The 22655-nt window shown below is 39.9% G+C and carries 20 protein-coding genes; 12 read left to right on the plus strand and 8 right to left on the minus strand.

Annotated features, from left to right (window positions below; all coding sequences use genetic code 11):
- Positions 1-49: 49 nt before the first annotated feature.
- The 4 genes from AACZ73_RS02545 (at position 50) to AACZ73_RS02560 (ending at position 2212) form a co-directional block, all read left to right on the plus strand.
- Positions 50-649, plus strand: coding sequence for a YkgJ family cysteine cluster protein (locus AACZ73_RS02545; RefSeq protein ID WP_339875114.1), 600 nt, complete (start codon positions 50-52; stop codon positions 647-649).
- A gap of 70 nt (positions 650-719) precedes the next feature.
- A complete protein-coding gene (locus tag AACZ73_RS02550) occupies positions 720-1073 on the plus strand; it encodes a phage holin family protein (RefSeq protein WP_339875115.1) in 354 nt (117 codons plus the stop codon).
- Between the two features lie 4 nt (positions 1074-1077).
- Positions 1078-1461 carry a hypothetical protein gene (locus AACZ73_RS02555; protein WP_339875117.1) on the plus strand — a complete coding sequence of 128 codons (384 nt, stop codon included), beginning with the start codon at positions 1078-1080 and terminating at the stop codon, positions 1459-1461.
- Entirely contained in the window at positions 1433-2212 is a 780-nt protein-coding gene (locus AACZ73_RS02560) for a geranylgeranylglyceryl/heptaprenylglyceryl phosphate synthase (RefSeq protein ID WP_339875118.1), read from the plus strand. Before AACZ73_RS02555 ends, AACZ73_RS02560 begins: the two co-directional genes overlap by 29 nt.
- Here the strand turns inward: AACZ73_RS02560 and AACZ73_RS02565 are convergent.
- The 6 genes from AACZ73_RS02565 to panC all read right to left on the minus strand — a co-directional run bounded on the left by AACZ73_RS02565 (position 2198) and on the right by panC (position 7440).
- On the minus strand, positions 2198-3124 hold the full coding sequence (locus AACZ73_RS02565) for an AraC family transcriptional regulator (protein ID WP_339875120.1): 927 nt from the start codon (positions 3122-3124) through the stop codon (positions 2198-2200). The genes AACZ73_RS02560 and AACZ73_RS02565 overlap by 15 nt on opposite strands.
- 138 nt (positions 3125-3262) lie before the next feature.
- Entirely contained in the window at positions 3263-4402 is a 1140-nt protein-coding gene (locus AACZ73_RS02570) for an acyl-CoA dehydrogenase (RefSeq protein ID WP_339875122.1), read from the minus strand.
- A gap of 98 nt (positions 4403-4500) precedes the next feature.
- Positions 4501-5187 carry a zinc metallopeptidase gene (locus AACZ73_RS02575; protein WP_339875124.1) on the minus strand — a complete coding sequence of 229 codons (687 nt, stop codon included), beginning with the start codon at positions 5185-5187 and terminating at the stop codon, positions 4501-4503.
- Between the two features lie 31 nt (positions 5188-5218).
- Positions 5219-6223 (minus strand): lysylphosphatidylglycerol synthase transmembrane domain-containing protein, encoded by a 1005-nt coding sequence (locus AACZ73_RS02580; RefSeq protein ID WP_339875125.1) that lies wholly within the window; start codon positions 6221-6223, stop codon positions 5219-5221.
- Positions 6223-6570: an aspartate 1-decarboxylase gene (gene panD, locus AACZ73_RS02585; protein WP_339875127.1), complete on the minus strand. Its 348-nt coding sequence runs from the start codon at positions 6568-6570 to the stop codon at positions 6223-6225. The genes AACZ73_RS02580 and panD overlap by 1 nt, the downstream gene beginning before the upstream one ends.
- A gap of 21 nt (positions 6571-6591) precedes the next feature.
- Positions 6592-7440, minus strand: a complete 849-nt coding sequence (gene panC, locus AACZ73_RS02590) for a pantoate--beta-alanine ligase (RefSeq protein WP_339875129.1) — start codon at positions 7438-7440, stop codon at positions 6592-6594.
- 129 nt (positions 7441-7569) lie between these two features.
- Here panC and AACZ73_RS02595 point away from each other — a divergent pair, with 129 nt between their 5' ends.
- The 3 genes from AACZ73_RS02595 (at position 7570) to glmS (ending at position 11672) form a co-directional block, all read left to right on the plus strand.
- A complete protein-coding gene (locus tag AACZ73_RS02595; protein WP_339875131.1) occupies positions 7570-8388 on the plus strand; it encodes a glycogen/starch synthase in 819 nt (272 codons plus the stop codon).
- 28 nt (positions 8389-8416) lie between these two features.
- Entirely contained in the window at positions 8417-9706 is a 1290-nt protein-coding gene (locus tag AACZ73_RS02600) for a DUF4270 family protein (RefSeq protein WP_339875133.1), read from the plus strand.
- 121 nt (positions 9707-9827) lie between these two features.
- Positions 9828-11672, plus strand: coding sequence for a glutamine--fructose-6-phosphate transaminase (isomerizing) (gene glmS, locus AACZ73_RS02605; RefSeq protein WP_339875135.1), 1845 nt, complete (start codon positions 9828-9830; stop codon positions 11670-11672).
- A gap of 31 nt (positions 11673-11703) precedes the next feature.
- Here the strand turns inward: glmS and AACZ73_RS02610 are convergent, their stop codons facing one another.
- A complete protein-coding gene (locus tag AACZ73_RS02610) occupies positions 11704-11931 on the minus strand; it encodes a Kazal-type serine protease inhibitor domain-containing protein (protein ID WP_339875137.1) in 228 nt (75 codons plus the stop codon).
- Positions 11932-12045: 114 nt separating this feature from the next.
- On the opposite strand from AACZ73_RS02610, the gene prfA reads away from it, so the two are divergent.
- Together prfA and AACZ73_RS02620 are read left to right on the plus strand one after the other, a co-directional pair.
- The gene (prfA, locus tag AACZ73_RS02615; RefSeq protein ID WP_339875138.1) at positions 12046-13125 is read left to right on the plus strand and encodes a peptide chain release factor 1; all 1080 of its coding nucleotides are present in this window, start codon (positions 12046-12048) and stop codon (positions 13123-13125) included.
- Between the two features lie 85 nt (positions 13126-13210).
- Entirely contained in the window at positions 13211-13735 is a 525-nt protein-coding gene (locus tag AACZ73_RS02620; protein WP_339875139.1) for a GNAT family N-acetyltransferase, read from the plus strand.
- Positions 13736-13753: 18 nt separating this feature from the next.
- On the opposite strand, the gene AACZ73_RS02625 is transcribed toward AACZ73_RS02620, so the two are convergent.
- Positions 13754-16564 (minus strand): YCF48-related protein, encoded by a 2811-nt coding sequence (locus AACZ73_RS02625; protein ID WP_339875141.1) that lies wholly within the window; start codon positions 16562-16564, stop codon positions 13754-13756.
- 150 nt (positions 16565-16714) lie between these two features.
- Here AACZ73_RS02625 and AACZ73_RS02630 point away from each other — a divergent pair, with 150 nt between their 5' ends.
- From AACZ73_RS02630 to AACZ73_RS02640, 3 genes are all read left to right on the plus strand, one after another.
- Positions 16715-17368, plus strand: a complete 654-nt coding sequence (locus tag AACZ73_RS02630) for a DUF3365 domain-containing protein (RefSeq protein WP_339875142.1) — start codon at positions 16715-16717, stop codon at positions 17366-17368.
- A gap of 277 nt (positions 17369-17645) precedes the next feature.
- A complete protein-coding gene (locus AACZ73_RS02635) occupies positions 17646-20765 on the plus strand; it encodes a TonB-dependent receptor (RefSeq protein ID WP_339876331.1) in 3120 nt (1039 codons plus the stop codon).
- 13 nt (positions 20766-20778) lie between these two features.
- Positions 20779-22638 (plus strand): RagB/SusD family nutrient uptake outer membrane protein, encoded by a 1860-nt coding sequence (locus AACZ73_RS02640; RefSeq protein ID WP_339875144.1) that lies wholly within the window; start codon positions 20779-20781, stop codon positions 22636-22638.
- Positions 22639-22655: the final 17 nt, after the last annotated feature.

A 22655-nucleotide genomic window follows, 5' to 3' on the forward strand; every position in this document is an offset into this window, starting at 1 on the left:
ATCAATCGCTCTAGACTAGTGTAGTTTTGCGCTCTGTTTATATAAAGAGATGAATCTCATCGAAAAATCTCAGGCTACGCTGGACGTGTTTGGTGAGCTTGAGTCAGAAACAAAGCAATTTGTATCTGAGAGCGGGTTAAGCTGTGTATCTGGATGTGGCCTTTGCTGTGCAAATCCGAAAGTACCTGCTTCCCCATTGGAGTTTTTGCCATTAGCATTCGACCTGTATGAAAGAGGTCTGGCTGAGTCTACTTTAGCTTCGCTGGAAGACAATGAGGAGCGTGTAAGTTGTATCATGTATCGATCTCAGTCTGACGACGGAAAAAAGGGATTTTGTGGTAATCATACTAAAAGAGGTATGATCTGTAGGTTGTTTGCCGCCTCTGCGCGCAGAACCAAATATGGCAAAAAAGACCTCATAATCTGCAAAGTCTTAAAAGAGGAGAAAACTTCAGCTTTCATACAGACGAGTGAAAGAATCAACGAAGATATGCACATTCCCCTCGCTACAGCATTCTATTCCCGTCTTGATGAAATAGATGAGTCACTTAATCAGCAGATGACAATTAATGAGGCGATCGCTTTTGCTTTGGAACTAGTTTTGAGATACAAGTTTTACCAGGATCAAGAGGTTGATGTACTTGCTTAATTTTTTTGCTCCTGTCAATTGAAGTATATTGTATCATATTTCAAGAGTAACCTCTCACAAATTTTTGATTATGCTAAGAATCGGAGAAATAGTACAAACCGTAAAAGGAATAGTAGAGACCAAGATAGACATGGTAAAACTTGATATACAAGATCAAGTTGCGGGTGTGTTAACCAGGATGCTATTCCTGATTATGATGGGTGGAAGTCTCCTTTTGGTTTTATTGTTTTTAAGTCTTTCTCTGGCATTTTTTCTTAGTCAGTATTTTGAATCTCCCCATATGGGCTTCCTTATAGTTGGACTACTTTACCTAGTGATTCTTCTAGTATTATATTTATTAAGAGATCATGATCCAACCGATGAAAAAGTTCAGCGAGGTTTGAAAGGATTTATTTTCAGAGCAAGAATTTTCAAAAAACGTTAAGAGAATGGGGAAAGATTTGAAGAAAAAAGAAGAGGAGCTAGAGCAAGCTCTTGCCAGACAGCTTGAGCTCTTCAAAGCGGAATCGGGAGACTGGATAAAAATCGGTGGAGTAGTTGTTGTCAGTGGATTGATAGCTTTTGCAATCATGAAATCCCGTAGTAAGAAAAAAGACCGCACAACACAGACAGCAATGGCAGTTTTGGAAAGAGAGGGACTTCTTACAAAAGAGATTGAAAAAAAACTCTCGGAAAATTCTAAGTCAACGTTTTGGCCAAGTATAGGGCAGCGCCTCTTCATTTTAGGACTTGCCTATGCTAAGGAAAAATTCCTGCCTAATCTTTTTGCTACCCATACTGAAGATGCCAAAGTCGAAGAAGAGAGTAAGTAAAATCCTTAAAAATCTGTTCAAGACGGGGAGAAAAGGACTTGCTTGGCTGGTAGACCCCGAGAAGTTAGAAGATTCTGCTTCTTTCGAGCAGGAGTTTGCTTGGGTGAAAGATTCAGATCTAGACTTAATATTTGTAGGAGGAAGTCACCTGAGTAGAGATAATTTTAGAGAGGTCGTTCTTTCACTCCAGAGGCTTTCCGGAAATATTCCTGTGGTCATTTTTCCAGGGTCACAGATGCAGCTAGCCGAAGAGGCAGATGCGATTTTATTCCTCTCATTGATCTCCGGTAGAAATCCAGAGTATCTCATAGGTCATCAGGTACTTGCAGCTCCGATCATAAAAGAATTGCAATTGGAAGCTCTTCCTACTGCCTACATGCTAGTGAATGAAAGCGAGATCACCAGCGTGCAATATGTCAGTCAAACCTTACCATTACCCAATTCTAAACCTAATCTTGCTCAGGCGACAGCATTGGCAGGACTATATTTGGGAATGAAATATTTTTATCTTGATGCAGGTAGTGGAGCAAAAATATCAGTGTCCAGCGAAGTAATAAAATCTGTAAAATCTGTGATCAATAATCCTCTCATCGTGGGTGGAGGGTTAGATTCCTTGGCAAAAGTAAAGACTGCTTATGATAATGGCGCAGACCTTCTAGTAATCGGTAATGCGATCGAAAAAGACCCCGGTTTTTTGGCCGAGGTCTTAAACTATAAGATGCTTTTAAATGTCTCTTTAAACATTAATTAAGGATTCTCTTCTTCTCATTTTACCTGCCGGCACACCATACATCATTTTGAATCTACGGCAAAAATACGCCGTATCTTTATAACCGATTTCTTTCCCAATATCCCGAATTGACTTTTTGGTGGTTCTTAATAATTCAACCGCTGCTTCCATTCGTTGGTATTCTATATAATCCTGAGGATTTATACCCGTCAGCATTTTAAAGTATTGTCCTACATAATCTTCGGATACATTAGCAACCTTGGCAAGGATCTTATTAGAAAGATCTCCACCTAGATTTGCTTTGATATAATTGAATAAATCAATGAGACGAGGATCTTTGAAATAGGTGGCATTTGTAGAAAGTTCTTCCAAGAACAGTCTATTTTTTAGAATATGTCGCAGTAGCTCGATGACTAGGAGTTCCGAGTGAGATTTTAAAGCTCTTTCCTTCCCAACATTACTCACTTCCACTTCCCTCATAAGATCTTCCATGATAGTTGCTAAACGATCATTAAATCTGATGATAAAAGGAGGTATATCCAGTGAATTAAAAAAGTTGACTACATCAAAGACTTTGGATTCAAAACCCACTATAGAAATGCAGTCATCTTCTGTACTCTTAATATCTCTGAAACTCAAACTTTGGAGATATTTCTTTTTATTTTCTTGAAAATGTTCTTTTGTTATTTCACTTTTCTTTGGGCTACTTCCTAGAGTCAATTTCGTCTTTTGCTCAGCTGGAAGGAAAAGAACCTCTCCTTCATTTAATAACTCTTGGTCTTCACCAAACTTGAGAGTACCATGGTGGAGTAAAATCAGTGTATTATCCGATTCCGTATAATCAAGTACAGATATAGGCTTTTCTACCCGGAAATTATTTCCTCTGATAAACCTAACATTGACTGATTCGATAACCTTGTTGTAATATTCCATGAATAAGTATTAAAAAAACAGAACCACAAAAATATAATTTTTTTAATGAATATTCATAGATTTTCTATAGATGGTGTTAAAAAAACAAAAAAGGGTACAGTTTTATTAAACTATACCCCTTTATGAACAAAATAGTTTTTACCGGAGAATTCCCCTAGATATAACTATTTTCTGAATCTCTGAAGTACCCTCATATATCTGGGTAATTTTAGCATCTCTCATCAGGCGCTCCACGTGATATTCCCGCACATAACCATAACCTCCGTGAATTTGCACAGCATCAATTGCCACATCCATAGCGACTTGTGAGGCATATAATTTTGCCATGGCGGAAGCATGAGAGTAATCTTCACCTTGATCTTTCAACCATGCAGCTTTATAAACTAAAAGTCTAGCTGCTTCGATATTCGTAGCCATATCCGCAAGTTTGAATTGGATGGCTTGGTGTTCACTAATTGGTTTTCCAAAAGTCTTACGCTCTTTGGAGTAGGCCAAAGCAAACTCATAAGCTCCAGCTGCAATGCCAAGTGCCTGTGCAGCAATACCAATTCTGCCACCATTTAAGGTTTCCATAGCATATTTAAAACCAAATCCTTCATCACCGATTCGATTCGCAATTGGCACTTTCACATCAGTAAACATCAATGAAGTGGTGTCTGAGGCTCGGATCCCAAGTTTATCCTCTTTATGACCGGGAGTAAAACCCTCCCAGCCTTTTTCGACAATAAATACTGAAATTCCCTTGTGCCCTTTACTGTGATCTGTTTGGGCAAAAACTAAGTACGTATCAGCTTGTGAGCCATTAGTAATCCAGTTTTTTGTGCCGTTTAAAACGTAATGATCACCATCAAGGTATGCTTCGGTTTTTTGCGAGGTGGCATCAGAACCTGCTTCTGGCTCGGAAAGAGCGAATGCTCCTAACTTTTGCCCAGAAGCTAATGGTTTTAAGTATTTCTGTTTCTGGGTTTCGGACGCATACTTTTCCATTCCCCAGCAAACCAAAGAGTTATTTACAGACATAATCACGGATGCAGAAGCATCGATCTTGGACAGTTCTTCCATCGCAATGACGTAAGAAACTGTATCCATTCCTCCTCCATTATAGTTAGGATCGACCATCATTCCCATGAAGCCTAGCTCTCCCATTTTTTTAATTTCCTCCGCGGGAAATCTGCACTCAATATCCCGATCTATTACTCCTGGCAGCAGCTCGTTTTTAGCAAAATCTCTCGCAGCTTCTTGTACTGCCCGTTGCTCCTCTGTTAGTTCAAAATACATTTTTATCTCTTTTGGGTTTAGCTATCTGATTGGAATATATGGTAAAAAAAAAAGAGGGACAACGTTTGCCCCTCTTCCAAAATTTTATTTGATCTGTATCAATCTCTACCTCCAAAGAAGACCATAATATAATAAGCTAAGGTGGTCAATGCAGCCAAAGCAGCTACTACGTAAGTCATAGCGGCCCACTTAAGTGCATCTTTTGACATTGCGTATTCATCTGGAGTTACAATGTTTCTTGTCTTAACCCAAGCTAAAGCTCTGTTACTAGCATCGAATTCTACAGGAAGGGTCACTAGAGAAAAAAGCGTAATAATACCGTAAGCACCTACAACTATAAATCCAATGATTTCATTTGGCAAATTAATAAGAAAACCTCCCAGGAGAGATGCGATCAAGACGATATTAAGGATTTTCCCAGCGCTGTTTTGAAGAGGAACCAATGTGGATCTTAAACTCAACCATGTATAAGATGTGGCATGTTGTACTGCATGACCACACTCGTGAGACGCGACCGCAGCAGCAGCAGCATTTCTGCCATAATAAACATCTGGACTTAAGTTGACAGTTTTATTTGCTGGATTATAATGGTCGGAAAGCTGTCCTTCCACTGATAAAACCTGTACATCAGTAATGTTATTGTCTGCCAGCATCAACTTGGCAATCTCTGCCCCAGACAAATTTGCCTGCAACGGGGTCTGAGAGTATTGCTTGAATTTGCTTTTCAGCTTATTGCTGACCACAAATCCCGCAATTGCGAATACGATAATGATTATAAGGAACATAATTTATTTGGTTTGCAGGGTTGAATACGTTTTAAGAAATCTTAGGTTCGGAATGAGAAGGTAATTTCATCATTATTAACCAACTCACAAGGCCGGCCACTAATACAAGGATAACTTGAGTCCCGTGAATGATGGCTGCGAAGATCTTTCCATCTACCTCCGATATTCCGAGCTGTATCAAAATGAAGGCCACGAGTGCATGAAAGGTTCCAATACCCCCCTGAACTGGCGCTACCATGCCAATACTGCCCATTACCATGACTAAGAGCACTTCTCCAGAAGACAAATTGGCAGTACTCGGTATACCAAAAGCAATGGTATACATAGTGAGAAAATAAATTACCCAGAGCAATATTGAGCTGATCCAAAATCCTGCTGGATTAGCCAGAGTCCCAATTTGTTTGAGTCCGGATAGAATTTCCCTAAAAAAGTGTTGGAGTTTATTGATTAGTCCATGGTCGCGAAATCTCTTGAAAATATAGAAAATAGCTAGACCTAGAATGATAAAAATCCCAATTACTATTGGGAGGTTGGATAATACCTTCTGCCCGAGAGAATTTACATCGACTAATTGTGAAGCAAGATCCACAAACAGATCTTTCTCTACTAAAAAAGCTAAGATAATGGTACAGACCAGACAGATTAAATCGACACTTCGCTCTACGATTACAGTACCTATTAAGTAGCCGATTGAGATTCCGTTTGTTCGGGTGAGCACTCCACATCGGGCAACTTCACCAGCCCTAGGTATTAGCATATTTGCCAAATACCCAACCATTAAGGCGTGGTACGCGCGAGTTAATGTTACCTTCTTTCCTTCTTCAGTATCAATCAATAAGGTCCAGCGCCAGCTTCTGACGAAATACCCAAGCATCGAAATCACAATCGAAAATACAATCCAGTACCAATTACTCGACCTAACTTGGTCTATTAATGAGTCAAGCGCGATATCTTTATATAAAAACCAAAAAATCCAGATAGCAATTCCTAATGAAATTACTACCTGGATAAATTGCTTGATATATTTTTGACTCATCAGATGAGTTTATTTTGATCATCAGGGAAGATCAAAACCGGCTTGAATTTTTTGGCTTCTTCCAGTTCCATTCCTGCGTAGGAAATGATGATGACAATGTCACCTACTTGCGCCTTCCTTGCAGCGGGACCATTTAGACAAACTTGTCCAGAACCTCTTTCGCCAGTGATGACGTAAGTTTCCAATCGTTCGCCATTATTTACATTGACGATTTGAACTTTCTCGTTTTCGATTAGATTCGCTGCATCTATCAAATCTTCATCGATGGTAATTGAGCCTACGTAGTGCAATTCTGCCTGGGTAATTTTCACCCGGTGAATCTTGGATTTCAGTACCTGAATTTGCATTGGTTTAATTTTGCCGCAAAATTAAGGAATTATTGGAAGGTTGTCGATTAATCTGATTTTTCCTAGATAAGCAGCTACACAGATTGACGACTTTTGGTTTTCGTCAAACTTTGAATATCTCGTAAATCTTTCAGGATGAATAAGTTCGAAGTATTCCAAACTAGCCAACGGCTTTTCCTCAAAATCGCATTTGATTTGATTCTGCACCTCAAACCATTGCTTACCCGCTAAAAGTTCCTGCTTTGCTTTTATCAAACTATTAATCAATATCAGTGATTGATTTCTTTCTTGTGTGGATAGTCTCATGTTTCTGGAAGACATCGCCAATCCATCTTCTTCACGGCGAGTAGGAACGATAATTAGGTCCACTTCCATTGAAAGATCTTTTACTAATTGCTTGATAATGCCGGTTTGCTGCAGGTCTTTCTGGCCAAAGAAAGCTTTATGAGGTCTGATTAAATTAAATAGTTTGGATACAACGATGCCAACTCCATTGAAATGACCTGGGCGAAAGGTGCCTTCCAATACTCTTTCCAATTCTCCGAAATTGATATTAATTACAGGTTTTTCCGGATAGATAGTTTTGGTATCAGGTACGAAAACAAAGTCAACATTTTCATTACTAAGTTTATCCAAATCCGATTCTAACGTATTCGGATAATTTTCAAAATCTTCCTGATTATTGAATTGTGTTGGATTCACAAAGATGGAAACCACCACAACATCCGATTCTTCCTTGGCTTTTCTCACCAGATCCAAATGGCCTTCGTGAAGTGCTCCCATAGTTGGGACCAGTCCTATAGATTTGTTGCTTTTAATGGATCTAAGCCAGTATTCGTGCCAATCGGCTCGAGTATGTACTACTTGCACTGGTAAGGGGTTTAGTTTGGGTAAATAGGGGCAAATCTAGATTATTATTCAACAAAACAAGGCTTTTAGGTCTTTTTTTATTATCTTTGCGCAGTTGTTTTTTCACCTTCAACTTAAAATCCATTAAGCATGTCCAAATTACGTATCCTCTACGTTGCCAGTGAAATCAACCCTTTTCTCCAAACATCAGAAGTCGCCAATTTCTTAAGATCCCTTCCTCAAGCTATGCAAGAGCGTGGTATGGAGATTAGAATTTTGGTTCCAAGATTCGGCCTGATCAATGAGCGAAAGAATAGGCTTCATGAGGTAGTGAGATTATCTGGAATTAATATAGCAGTAGGAGAAGAGGAGAAACCTTTGGTGATTAAAGTTGCTTCCATCCCGAATGCAAAGCTTCAGGTATACTTCATTGATAATGAAGATTATTTCCAGCGCAAGCATGTATTCCACGACAAGCAACACAAATTCTACGAGGACAATGATGAGCGCGCGATTTTCTTCTGCAAAGGAGTGATCGAGACGGTCAAAAAACTAGGTTGGGCTCCGGATATCGTTCATTGCAACGACTGGATGACCAGCTTGATCCCAATGTATCTGAAGACCACTTACAAGAGCGAGCCTTTATTTAAAGACACGAAGTCTGTATTTGCGATCTACAACAACGGATTTTCTCATACCTTTGGCGATGATTTGTTAAACAAGGTTAAGATGGTGGATATTGATGACGCTATTTTAGCACCTTTGAAGAGCAAAGACTTTACAGGATTTATCAAGATGGGCATGGAGTACGCTGACTTGGTAGTCAAAGGCGGTGAAGTTTCCGCAGAATTAAACCAACTAATCGAGGATTTCTCAAAAGACAAGAAGTTTGACATCAGCATTGAAGCAGAATCAGAAGCACAAGCTCACGAAGAGCTGTTCGATATTTACACGAATCTCGCCGGTTAAGCTGGCATTTGGCGCAATTGCGTCCCTCTTGCTTATTAGTTCATGTAGTGATCCTGCCACAGTAGGCATTGAGCTTGCTCCCGGAAACAACCAAATCGGTGTTGTTTTCGAGGAGTTTGAGCTTCCTGCTACGGTTGTATTATTGGATTCCTTTAATACTACTAATCAGTCTGTCCTGATAGTAGGCGAAGATGAAGATGATTTCTTTGGCAAAACCTCTGCGACGGGGTATTCTAGACTATCCATTAGTTCTGCAGCTAAAAGGCCAACAGAATTGGCATTGCTGGATTCGATATTCTTCGATCTCAACATATCAAATATAGATGGAGAAGACTTGGGTCAACCTAAATATTTTTCCATCCATAAATTGACGGAACCTATTCTGGATACGCTGTACTACAATTTTGACGAATTATCTTACGAGCAAACCCCATTCTCTTCTGGTGAAATAGTATTTGGAGAAGAAACTGATACACTAGCTTCTTTTGAAGTTGAGGAAGAATTTGCTGAAGAAATTTTCAGTAAGATGAAATCTGGTCTGGAATTCAATGACCTATTTACCTTCAGAGAATACTTTCCAGGCATTGCTGTAAAAGGAAGGGAAGGTGATAATTCATCTATTGGTATTGGAGTAGGAAGTACAACTGGTTTGAATGTCTATTATCATTATGAAGGAGATACAGTAGCTACCTTATATAGTATTTCTACAGCATCTTCCAGAAGTTTTAACGGCCTTATAAGTGATAGAAGTGGAACCCCGCTTGATATAGTTACTGAAAAGCAAAAAGCTTATGATATTGGTTCAAAAGTTGGTATGAAGTCAATGCTTGGTCTGGTCATAAAATTGGACACTAGTCCTTTTGATGCATTTCTGGATACTCTATCTGGCATTACTTTCAATCAGGTAGCATTAGAGATAGGGGATATAGATGGGCAGCCAGAAACCATAAAACCTCCAGGAGGTTTGATTATGTATTTTACTGATGCAAGTAATGAAATACTGGAATCTTCAACAGGCGCCCAACTTGCTGTACAAGCAGATGGTCAGGCTCAGGTTTACACGGATGAAAATGGAATTGAAGTTCCCTCTACAAATGTTCCAACAGCATTAATATACGATTCCGATGACAAGACTTACAAACAATTTATTACCTCGCATGTCAATGCGTTATTTAGAGAGAAGCTAATAAGAAAAGATTGGTTGCTCTATGGTAATTCCCCTAGTACTAATGGTGATGATTTTAAGAAATCTTTAAGTCAGTTTGTAGTAGATAAAAACAAGATTAAGGTAAAAGTGATCTACTCTAGATCTAGATAAGCAAATTTATTTTATATAAGTGATTCTAATCCACTTTCTAATTTATAGGAAGTGGATTATTTTTTTGGCATAAAAGCTGTTTCTTTACCAAAGTCCAAATTGAAAGAAATAATTTTTAACTATGTGTGGAATTGTAGCATACGTGGGTCAGCAGGAAGCTTTACCCATAGTGATCAAAGGTCTGAGGAGATTAGAATATCGTGGATACGATAGTGCTGGTGTCGCATTATTGGATTCCAATGGAATAAGTGTCTATAAAAAAAAGGGCAAAGTATCCGAATTGGAAAAGTATCTTTCATCCACATCGGATGATTTGGGATCGAAAATCGGAATTGGCCATACCCGCTGGGCTACTCATGGGGAACCCAATGATGTCAATGCACATCCGCATTATTCCTCTACTGAAAAATTAGCAATAATCCATAATGGCATTATTGAAAACTATGAGGTCTTGAAAAAAGACTTGCTAATGAAAGGCTACACATTCCAATCAGAAACTGACACTGAGGTTTTTATCAAGTTCATAGAAGATATTCAACTGCACAATGAGTGCAGCCTAGAGGAAGCATTGAGATTAGCACTTCATAAAGTAGTCGGAGCTTATGCGATTGTATTGCTTAATAAAGATGAGCCCACTACACTTATTGCTGCAAGAAAAGGATCTCCTCTGGTCATAGGAGTAGGTAATGGAGAATATTTCCTGGCATCGGATGCTACCCCTATTATAGAATATACAAACCAAGTGGTTTACTTAGACGATTTTGAAATAGCAGTAATCCGAAACAATAATCTTCAAATTAAAACCATTGAGAATGTAGAGACCAATCCCTACATCAATCAATTGGAGATGGAATTGGAAGCGATCGAAAAAGGAGGTTATGAGCATTTCATGCTTAAGGAAATCTTTGAGCAACCTAAGTCCATAGCGGATTGCCTTCGAGGTCGCCTTGACGCCAAATCCGGACGTTTGGTTCTTGGAGGTCTGAGGGATTACATGAATAAATTCCAAAATGCTGAGCGGATAATCATCACCGCCTGCGGTACTTCCTGGCACGCCGGACTTGTAGCAGAATACCTTTTTGAAGAATTTGCACGTGTCCCGGTAGAAGTGGAATATGCTTCTGAATTCAGGTATAGAAATCCGGTCTTAGGTGAAAAAGACTTTGTAATTGCTATTTCCCAATCTGGAGAAACAGCCGATACATTAGCTGCAATTGAGCTTGCAAAATCTAAGGGGGCTACCATCTTTGGAGTTTGCAACGTAGTAGGTGCATCCATACCAAGGGCTACTCATGCAGGTTCTTATACTCACGCAGGCCCTGAAATTGGAGTCGCATCTACCAAAGCATTTACTGCTCAGATTTCAGTTCTTGCCATGATGGCTTTGAAACTTGGTTACCAGCGGGGCACTTTACCTGAGAGTAAATATGTACAGCTGCTTCATGAGCTTGCTGCGATACCTGCAAAAGTAGAACAGGCACTGAAATCAAATGAGGTCATTAAATCTATAGCTGAGGAATATAAAGATGTGCGAAATGCACTCTATTTAGGGAGAGGATATAATTTCCCTGTGGCTTTGGAAGGAGCCCTCAAGCTGAAAGAAATCTCATATATCCATGCAGAAGGATATCCAGCAGCAGAAATGAAGCATGGCCCCATTGCCCTGATAGATGAGGAAATGCCGGTAATTTTCATTGCAACCCAAGATAGCTCTTACGAAAAAGTGGTAAGCAATATTCAGGAAGTTAAAGCTAGAAAAGGAAAAGTAATTGCTGTAGTAACTCAAGGGGATACTCAGGTAAAGGCGATGGCTGATCACGTGATCGAGATTCCTGAGACACATGAAGCTTTTACCCCATTAGTAGCCGTAGTTCCACTTCAACTTTTTTCCTACCACATCGCAGTGATGCGAAACTGTAATGTGGATCAGCCCAGGAATTTGGCAAAATCTGTGACGGTAGAATAAATTTGGAAGGCGGTCTAATCGGACGGCCTTCTTAATTACATGCGCCATCAGTCCAAGATCTCACTCCTGCCATATCTGCACTGCAGGCATTTCCGTATGTCTTTCCGTCACAGCCGCATACTGGAGCATATTCTAAAGAACAAGCTCCTTCTCTTATCTTGCTCTTGTCAATGCAGCTATTATTATATGGCTCTTCTTTTTCACATGCCACAGTAGCCAAGGAAATTAAGCAAATGAGTAATAGTGATGACTGTTTCATAATTCTGAGACGATCTTTGCTTTAGAAACGCTACTTATAGTCAAATTTATTAGTCAGGTTGGATATTCTGCCTCCGGATAAATTTCCCTACTTTTGCACAGCGATTAAAAAACTATGCTGGACAAATTACAATCAATTAAAGAGCGTTTCGAGGAAGTAGGTCAACTGATCATTTTGCCGGAGTCCATGGCAGATATGAGCAAATATGCCAAGCTCACCAAGGAGTACAAGGACTTGGAAAAAATTGTGACAGTCTATGATGAGTACAGTTTGGTTTTGCAAAACATTACAAGTTCAAAAGAGATTCTTGACAAGGAAAAAGATGCTGACTTCAGAGAAATGGCTAAGGCTGAACTGGAAGAGCTCAGACCTAGAAAAGAAGAGCTGGAAGATGAATTAAAGCAACTTCTCATACCGCAGGATCCCAATGATGCCAAGGATTGTATCCTTGAAATCAGGGGCGGAGCCGGGGGAGATGAAGCCTCTATTTTTGCCGGAGACTTATTCCGTATGTATGAGCGCTTCTGCGAAATGCAAAATTTGAAACTTACAGTCTTGGATTTGACTTTTGGCTCAGCCGGAGGATATAAGGAAATCATCGCCACTATTTCTGGAGGAGATGACGTCTATGGCAGAATGAAATATGAGTCTGGGGTGCACCGCGTACAACGAGTGCCAGCCACAGAATCCCAGGGAAGAGTTCACACCTCCGCAGCTTCAGTAGCAGTATTGCCTGAGATGGATGAAGTGGAAGTAAACATCGATATGAATGATGTCCGTAAGGACACTTATTGCTCTTCTGGTCCAGGTGGACAATCAGTAAATACCACATACTCTGCGGTTCGTTTAACTCACGAACCTTCGGGTCTAATAGTAACCTGTCAGGATGAAAAGTCACAGATCAAGAACTTTGAGAAAGCGCTGAAAGTATTAAGATCCAGGCTTTATGAAATTGAGCTTGCCAAGCATAATGATGCGGTAGGCGCACAACGTAAATCCATGGTGGGATCTGGGGATAGGTCGGACAAAATCCGAACCTATAATTATCCACAATCACGGGTGACAGACCATAGAATCAATAAAACTGTGTACAATCTCCCCGAGGTAATGGATGGGCATATTGAGGATTTTATATCCGCTTTACGTTTTGCTGAGAATCTGGACAGAATGAATACCAGTGGCTTAGAAGAATAGGCTGATCTTTTGCATAAAATCCAGTAGAATTTTATTGATTCTGCGATTGTCCTATTATCTTGAAGAATTAACCCAACAGACCTTTATGATTATTACCGGAGAAAGAGAAATTAGATTAGTGACCTGGAATGAGGCTCATTTTCATCAGCTCTATCCTTTGGCCAATAATCCCAAAATTGCAATGAATTTAAAGGACAGCTATCCGCAGCCTTACACTATTCATGATGCAAGATATTGGATAGAACATAACCAAAAATTCAACCCACCACAAAACTTTGCAGTTGAGTTTGAGGGAAGACTTGCTGGATCCATAGGATCGGAAAGAGGGAAAGATGAACTCCGCACCAATATGGAACTTGGTTTTTGGATAGGCGAGCCTTTTTGGGGAAAGGGAATTGCCACTGAAGCAGTGAAACTTTATACTAAGTATATTTTTGAGAAATTTGATATCGAGCGCATATTTGCTCAAGTCTATGATTTCAACGGGCAGTCTATGAGTGTCTTGGAAAAGGCGGGTTATTTCCCTGAAGCAATCTTGAAAAAGGCTTTTGTGAAAAACACGACAGTGGGTGATATTTTTCAATATGTAAATATTCGCGGGGAACAGTAATATTAAGCTCTCACCGACCTATTTTACAATTCCCTTCCTTACTATTACGTTTGAGCCAGTATTCAGGCGAATTAAGATGATTCCCTTAGGTAAATTTTCAAACGTAATTTCCTTCTTACCATTTGACAGATCCAGAGAATTAATAATTTGTCCTAAGGCATTAATTAACTGCACGCTTTGGTAATTTGACCCTCCTAATTCTAGATGTAGAATTCCGGATGAAGGATTTGGAAAAATCCGGATATTTAAATCTTCCTTTTCCGGAATTGCTGTGATCACATTGACATTTATATCAAGGGTTCTGGGTTCTCCCTCATCGCACTGATTTTCAGGAGTTACACTTAGCTGAAAGTCTCCTTCCTTTTCCCACAGCACAGTTACCTTTTCAGTCCCTTGACCATCTATTATGCGACCTCCTTCATTTGTAATATTCCAGATATAATTTACTCCTGGATTAACTGGTATCTGATAAACCGTTTCCCAAAGTCCTGTTTGTGTTTCTCCTAATATTTCCTCTGGCTGATCAGGTGGGCTATTTACATTAATTGGCTTAATAATAGGGCTTGATTTGCCACAGGCATTTTCTTTAACTACGCTGATTTCCTGATTCCCTGAAGTCTTCCATACTATCTGAACAGCGGATGTACCTTGACCATCTACTATTTCCCCACCGACGACTTCCCAGCTATAAGTTATTCCTTGTTGGTTTGGAATGGAATAGGCTTCTGTTCGTTCCACACATACAGATCCATTTCCATCGATTTGATCAATATCTGAAGGAATGGAAGTAATTATTACCTCAAGAGAGGAGGTTTTTCCATTTCCGCAAAAATTCTCCATACTTACAAATACCCCATTCCTTCCCGGAGTATTCCACAAAACCTCTATTTCATTTGTGCCTTGTCCGGATATTATTTCTCCTCCATCGGCTCTCCAGACCAATTGTGCGCCAGGGCGTCCCGCATCAGAAATAGAATAGCGACCAACCGTGAGACAAAGTTGATTCTCTCCGGCTATCTCACTCAGGGCGGTGGGAGGAATACATTCATACCTCAGGATAGTCCCATCATCACCCACAGCAAAAGCTACAGTTGGATTTCCTGCGCTGATGCCGGTAAGATTTCGGCTCGTTCCGCTGGGAATTTGTACCCAGGATTCTCCACCATTTTTGGTCTGTATGACCAGCCCATTATCTCCCGAAATAAACCCCAGATTTTTATCCCAGAAATCTACCGAAGTAAAATTCTCAACAAATGGTACGTTAATCTTTCGCCATGTCCTTGCCATGTCCTCAGACTTAAGAATAACCCCTGCATCACCCACTATAATAGCTGTGCTAGAATCCAGCTTAGAAAGCGCGTTTAAATCTTCTGAAGTTAATTTGGGCAGATTCTCCCAGACATTCCCTCCATTGGTCCAACTGATCTGTCCTTTATCTCCTATAGCAAAACCTACCTGATAGTCAAAGTAGGTAATGTCCCTTAGGTTTTCTGTGGTGTTTGTTTGAATCCCAGCGGCGTCCCAAGTACCTCCCGAGTCAAACGATCTTGCTATGTAGCCATTTGTCCCTGTGACGTAGAGCACTGATGGAGCGAAAAGATAAAATCCTGTAATGGTCTCGGAGGTCTGAGCAGACACGGGTACCCAGCTAGATCCACTGTTGGAAGTACGAAACATTTTCCCTTCTGAGGAACCTACATATCCGAAAGAATTATTCCAATAATCCAACCCGACTATGTCCACAGCTGCAGGAAGAGGTCTTACTATAATAGATGTAGCTCCATTATTGGTGAAATATACAGCCCCCTGTTGGCCCGTAATGTGCCCAACTTTGTCTGTTTTGAAATCAGCCCCGGTAAAATCGTTGCGGATACCAGCTAATCTTTGTGTGTAAGAACTTCCAGAATTGGCGGAGGAGATGATGTAGCCATCCTGACCAGTTGCAAATAAAAGGTTACTTGACGGCTGGTATGCTAAAGATTTTAGATTTCTGGTGTTGGTGGCTCCTAGATTTGCTTTTCCAAATGTTACTCCTGAATTAGTAGAACGTAATGCAGTGGCCGCGTCACCTACTATTGTGACGATACGAATGTCCGAAGGACTTATAATAACTTTTCGAAGGTTTGTTTTCGCTGGAATAACCTGGGAAGTCCAAGACTCACCTCCATCTATTGTTTTAAGTATAATGCCTTCATCGCCTACCGCATAACCTATAAGGGAAGTGGAAAAATCTATTCCATTAAGATTTGCTGATTGCCCGGAATTCAAAGATTTCCATTGATTGCCCCCATCGTAAGTCCTTAATATCAACCCTTGACTACCTACTATAAATGCGGTATCCGGATTAATAAAACTGAGCTCATTTAAATTTTGATTTGTTCCAGAAGAAAGTTTGCTCCAACTCTCACCGCTGTCCTTAGAGAGTAGTATTTCTCCGCCAGCTGAGGTAGCAAGAATTCTGCTTTCAGAAGAAATTTCCACACTACGCAATGCCTGGCTAGTACCAGATACTTTTTGAACCCAGCTATCGCCTGAATTTTGCGTCAATAGAATTAATCCATTTTCCCCTACCGCGACACCTTTATTTATGTCCCAAAACACAACATCGAGCAACTTCCCCTCAAAACTTACGGAAAGTTCCTCCCAAGTTGTTCCTCCATCCGATGTCCGGATTATAAGATTTTCACCCACGCTGAAGCCGACATTTTCATCTACCCAAGTAATTGATTCAAGGTCCAATCCCCAACTTTGCATTCTCATCCAGGTTTGGGAAAATAGCTCAGTACTTAAAAACATCCAGAAAAAAAGTAGACCTAAGGTTTTTTGCATGCTTGTATTTGAATTAAACAAAAATAAGTTATTTCAGGTCTTCTCAAAGAGAGATGAAATACTTCTCCTCACTACACAGATAGAATATTCGCATATCAGGTAATTACAAGGTATGATTTGTAATTTTATCATATTAAAACATCCGAACTTATGAAATACTCACTTTCCATTCTTTTATCATTCTTTCTGTTGTTTTCCTGCGGGCCTCGAGAACGGGTATCAAAAAGCGTATTTGAAGAGGTTAATAGATCTATGGAAGCAAAAAAGCTTTCAGATTCACAAATCATCCAGGAAGCAATGATCTGGGGGGACTCTATAAGTATGGAAGCACAAAGGCAACTTATGGAAAGTCTTCATAAGGCTATTGAGGAAAGGGGAGTCGTTGGAGCAGTTGGCTTTTGCAGTGACGATGCAATTCCTATTATAAAGGAGTTAAGCGACAGATACGGAGTCTCAATTAGGAGAACTTCTTTGCGTGCCAGAAATTCCACTAATTCGCCAAATGATGAAGAGGTCCCGATCTTGGAGGCATATCAATATAATGCTGAAAACAGCGTAGAAAATGCGTCAAACATTCAAAAGATAGAAGGAGGGGACGTATTACTTTATACTAAAGCAATTTTAATTTCTTCAGAATTTTGTTTGGCATGTCATGGAAGTGAGACAAATGATATTGAGAAAGGTGTTTTAAGTAAGATAGATTCTATTTACACTGATGATAAGGCTAAAGGATTTTCTGTCGGAGATTTGAGAGGAATGTGGTCTTTGAAGATTCCAAAGAAAGCCGTAGTTAATAGATTATAGCAATCGATTGAAATGATCAGGAGAGGCTATTTTGATGAAATTTTTATACCTACACTCTTCTTGGATTATTAAAATTATCCATAATTTCATCTTATAATCCTATTATGATCACTTATAGGGATAGTTATGCCAATTATCCGTCATAATTCAGTCACTTTTCTGCAAAAAACAGTTTGCTTTTAAAAAAACATAGCGGGACATTAGATTGTTAATTTTTATTAAACAAATAATAAACCCTATGCCAATGAGAAACTTTACTCATTTTAGGCTATTCGCCATGACTGCATTATTATGTCTTGGATTGATTAGCTCCACGTTCGCACAGACCAAGGAGGTGTCTGGTGTGATTATTTCAGGAGAGGACAATCTACCTCTGCCTGGTGCCTCTGTCCTAGTTAAAGGCACAACAAATGGTACCGTTACTGATGTCGACGGGAAGTTTTTACTAAACGTTTCTGGGCCAAGTGATGTATTAGTGATTTCGTTTATTGGATTCACCCAGATGGAAGTTCCTGTAGGTGATAAAACTGTTTTCGATCTCACTCTACTTCCCGATACTAAATCTCTTGAAGAAGTGATTGTAGTAGGTTATGGTGAACAGAAAAAGGAGACCATTACGGGAGCTGTGGCTTCAGTAAAAGGTAAGGAACTAACCAAATCACCGGCGTTGAACCTCTCAAACTCTATTGCTGGCCGTATGGCTGGTGTAGTAGCGGTCAACAGAGGTGGTGAGCCTGGTTACGATGGATCTAGCATCCGAATTCGTGGTTCAAACACACTTGGTAACAACAGTGCGTTGGTTGTAATCGATGGTATTCCTGCTAGAGCAGGTGGTTTGGAACGTCTAAATCCAAATGACATCGAAAGTATCTCTGTATTGAAAGATGCATCAGCTGCTATCTATGGATCAAGAGCTGCTAACGGTGTAATTCTTGTAACTACTAAAAGAGGAGCAACAGGAGCACCTGAGTTGACTTTCCAAGTGAATCAGGGATGGGCCCAGCCAGCTGTGCTTCCTCAATTGTCAAATGCAGCTGAATATGCAAATGCACTTAATGAGTTGAATATTTACGAACTTCCTACAGAGGAGTGGGCTGCTGCAAATGAAGCGTATAAGCAGAATGGGCAATATACTAGACCTGATGGTCAAGTCAGAACCGCTCCTTATTCACCATCTGAAATAGAATTGTATAGAAATGGTTCTGATCCGTGGAATTATCCTAATACTGACTGGTATGATGAGACCCTTAAAAACTGGTCTCCACAGAGCATGTACAATCTACAGTTAGTAGGGGGAAATGAGAATGTGAAGTATTTGACTTCCTTAGGTTATCAAAACCAAGATGGATACTATAAGAATTCTGCTACAGGCTATAAGCAGTATGACTTACGTATCAATGTGGATGCAAATGTCAACAAGTATATCAAAGTTGGCTTGGGGATTTTGGCTAGAGAGGAAGCTCGTTCTTTCCCTACTAGACCAGCCAGTTCAATCTTCCGTATGCAAATGAGAGGAAAGCCAAATCAGCCAGCCTACTGGCCAAATGGTCTTCCTGGTCCAGATATCGAAAACGGAGAGAATCCTGTCGTGATCACTACCAATAAGTCTGGCTATAGCACAGATACTAGAGACTATATCCAGACTACAGGAAACTTAGAAATTAAGATTCCAGGTGTAGAAGGTTTGAAATTCACAGGTACTGCGGCAATTGATAAATTGTTACAAAGAAATAAGAATTGGCAAATTCCATGGACTCTTTATGAAAGAGGAAATGGTTTCGAGGCAGATGGAGTGACCCCATTATTGGTTCCTAACTTAAGAGGTCCTGCAGAACCTAATTTATCTGAGTCATATAACGATCAATTGAACATCCTTTTGGGAGGTGTATTGAACTATGAGAAAACCTTCAATGATGTTCATTCAATAAATGTAGTGGCTGGGGTAAACCGGGAAACTATCAAAGGAAGTAACTTTGGTGCATATAGAAGGTTCTTTATATCTACAGCGATCGACCAGTTGTTTGCTGGCGGTGACCTTCAGAAAGATAACGGTGGTGGAGCTTTTAACAGAGCTAGATTAAGTTACTTCGGTAAAGTAGCTTATAACTACAAGGAAAAATATCTTGCTGAGTTTCTATGGAGAAATGATGGATCTTACATCTTCCCTGAAGACACTAGATTTGGTTTCTTCCCTGGATTAATGCTAGGTTGGGTTGTTTCTGAAGAAAGCTTCTGGAAAAACTCTTTGGGTAAATCTTTTGACTTCTTCAAAATTAGAGGTTCTTGGGGTCAGCTAGGTAATGACGATATTGGAGAATATCAATTTCTATCCACCTACGGATTCAGCTCTTACATCATTGGTGGAGCTCAAACCAAAACCTTGTATGAAACAAGAATTCCTAATAGAGCAATTACTTGGGAGGTTGCAAATAACTCTAACCTAGGATTTGAGGGTCAATTCCTTCAAGGAAAGATATTCTTCGAGTTTGATTTGTTCTACAACAAACGTACTAATATCCTTTGGCAAAGAAATGCTTCCGTACCTCAGACTACCGGTCTATCTCTTCCAGCTGAAAACATCGGCGAGGTGGAAAACAAAGGATTTGACTTGAACCTTGGTGTTAGAGGTAGCAAAGGTGAGTTTCAGTATACTGCTAGCGTAAATGGTGGTTATGCAAAAAACAGCATTTTGTTCTGGGATGAAGCTCCAGGAGCCCCTGAGTGGCAAATGTCTACCGGAAGACCTATGAATACAGGATTGGTTTATCAGTACGATGGTGTATTCCCAGATCAACAATCTATCGACGCAGAGACATTAGATTATACCGCTATAACTAATAATTTACGTCCTGGTGATATGAGGTATAAGGATTACGATGGAGATGGTAAGATCACCCCTGACGATAGAGTAAGAATGGATCAAAACAATATTCCTACTTTCCAAGGTGGTATTAACTTGGGAGCAAATTGGAAAGGCTTTGATCTAACAATTTTACTTCAAGGTGCAGCAGGAGCTAGACAATATATCAGCGCAGGTGAATCTGGAAATATTGGAAACTACTTATCAGATATCTATGATGATAGATGGACTATTGATAATCCAAGTAGCACAGATCCAAGAATCGCTAATAGATCTGACCAGTATTGGTCCAATGGAAATACTTATTGGTTTAGAAGTACTGATTACTTGAGATTGAAGAACCTGGAGCTCGGCTACAATATTCCAGCGCATCTTACTGAGAAAATTGGTGTTAAAAATGCTAGATTCTACGTAAATGGATTAAACTTGATCACTTGGAGCAAAAACAAAGTATATGATCCAGAATCTGATAATTCACTAGGTCAGTATTATCCTCAAGCTAGGGTAATCAACACAGGTCTTTCTGTTTCATTCTAAATAACCCGAAATAATGAAAAGAAATTTAAAACACTTTATTATAATGATTTCAGCCTGCTTTACAATTGCAGGTTGTGACAATGATTTCCTAAATACGGAGCCACTTGGTGAAATATCAGAATCTGCCGTATGGACAGATCCTGCCTTGGCCGAAGCTTTCGTTACTGGTATCTACCAAGGTTTAGATATGGGTGGCTTTAGGGAACAAATGCTAGCTTCACTGACAGATGAGGCGATTTTCACTCACCCTGGACGTGGTATAACTACGATCACTGAAGCAAGATCAAATGCAGCAGATATCGGATGGGTAAGTGGAACATACGAGTGGGGTACTATGTATAGCTATATTCGAAGAGCGAACATTGCTATTGCAGAACTTTCAGAACCACAGTTCGCAAATGATGGAGGAATAGTAGATAGACTTCTTGGAGAAGCAAAATTCATGAGAGCTTACTATTACCAGCAATTGGCCAGATACTATGGTGGTGTTCCATTAGTAGATCGTCCTTATGAACTTGGAGAAGAATCTTATGCAATTGGTAGATCTACTTACGAAGAAACTATCAATTTCATCATTGCAGATTTGGATGATGCAGCATCTTTATTAGCAGGCAAAAACATGGCTAAAGGTCGTACTAGCGAATTGGCCGCTCTAGCGCTGAAATCAAGAGTTCTGCTTTATGCTGCCAGTGATCTACATGACGGACCAACTGCAACTGCCAATTCTTCTACCTTAGCAGGCTTTGAGGATATCTCCTTACTTGCTTATACAGGAGGAAATCAAACAGAAAGATGGCAAAAAGCTCAAGCTGCTGCTCTGGAAGTGGTCTCAAAGGGATCTGGTAATTTATATGGTCTTTCTTCTCCAGTAGCGCATGAGGAAGGTATCCAAAACTACATTAATAATTCTATGGCTAGAAATGGTGGTGAGAATGAAATTATAATGGGTAGATACTTTATCAATGCCAACCAGGAAGATGGTGGACGTCAAGGATTATATAATGGTCCAAACGGATATAACAACTGGGCAGGAAACAGTCCGGTACAGTTACTAGTGGATGATTATGAAATGATGGATGGCACTGAGTTTAACTGGTCAAATCCAGCACATGCTTCTGCTCCATATGAAAACAGAGATGCAAGGTTCTATGCGTCCATCTTATATGATGGAGCTCAATGGAAACCAAGATCCACTGCTAATCAAGCAAAAGATCCTTTGGGACAGATCCAAACGGGTACTTATGAAGTGACAGACGCATCTGGCGCTAAAGTAACTCACTTCGGATTGGATACTAGAAACAGTTCCATCGAAGATTGGAATGGTAGCTATACCGGTTATTATGTAAGAAAATTCATAGATCCAAATCCTGCTATAGTTGATCAAAACACATGGCAAGAAGTTCCATGGCCTCTTTTAAGATACACTGAAGCTGTTTTAAACTATGTAGAGGCATCTCTAGAACTAGGTCAGGAAGATGTGGCTCGCAACTATTTGAATCAAATAAGATTTAGAGTAGGTCAGCCTGCAATAACTGACACTGGGGACGCATTAGTTGAGCGTTATCGAAACGAAAGACGAATAGAAATGGCTTATGAAGAGCAGAGATATCATGATACCCGTCGTTGGATGATTGCTGATGAGACTTTGTCTCGTAAGGCGAACATCATAAACATTACAGGTACTTTGAAGCCAGGTAAAACTCTTTCTACTTACCGTTACGATCCGGAGATTTATAATTATGTATACAAAGTTCAACCAATAGATCCTGGAAAGGAAAATAGAACTTGGTTGGATAAAATGTACTACACTCCTATCAATCGTAATGAGATGAATAGAAATGAAGCTTTAATCCAAAACCCTGGTTTAGATTAATCAGACTCATTCTTAAT

It is taken from the genome of uncultured Algoriphagus sp. (assembly GCF_963974835.1).
Classification (GTDB): domain Bacteria; phylum Bacteroidota; class Bacteroidia; order Cytophagales; family Cyclobacteriaceae; genus Algoriphagus.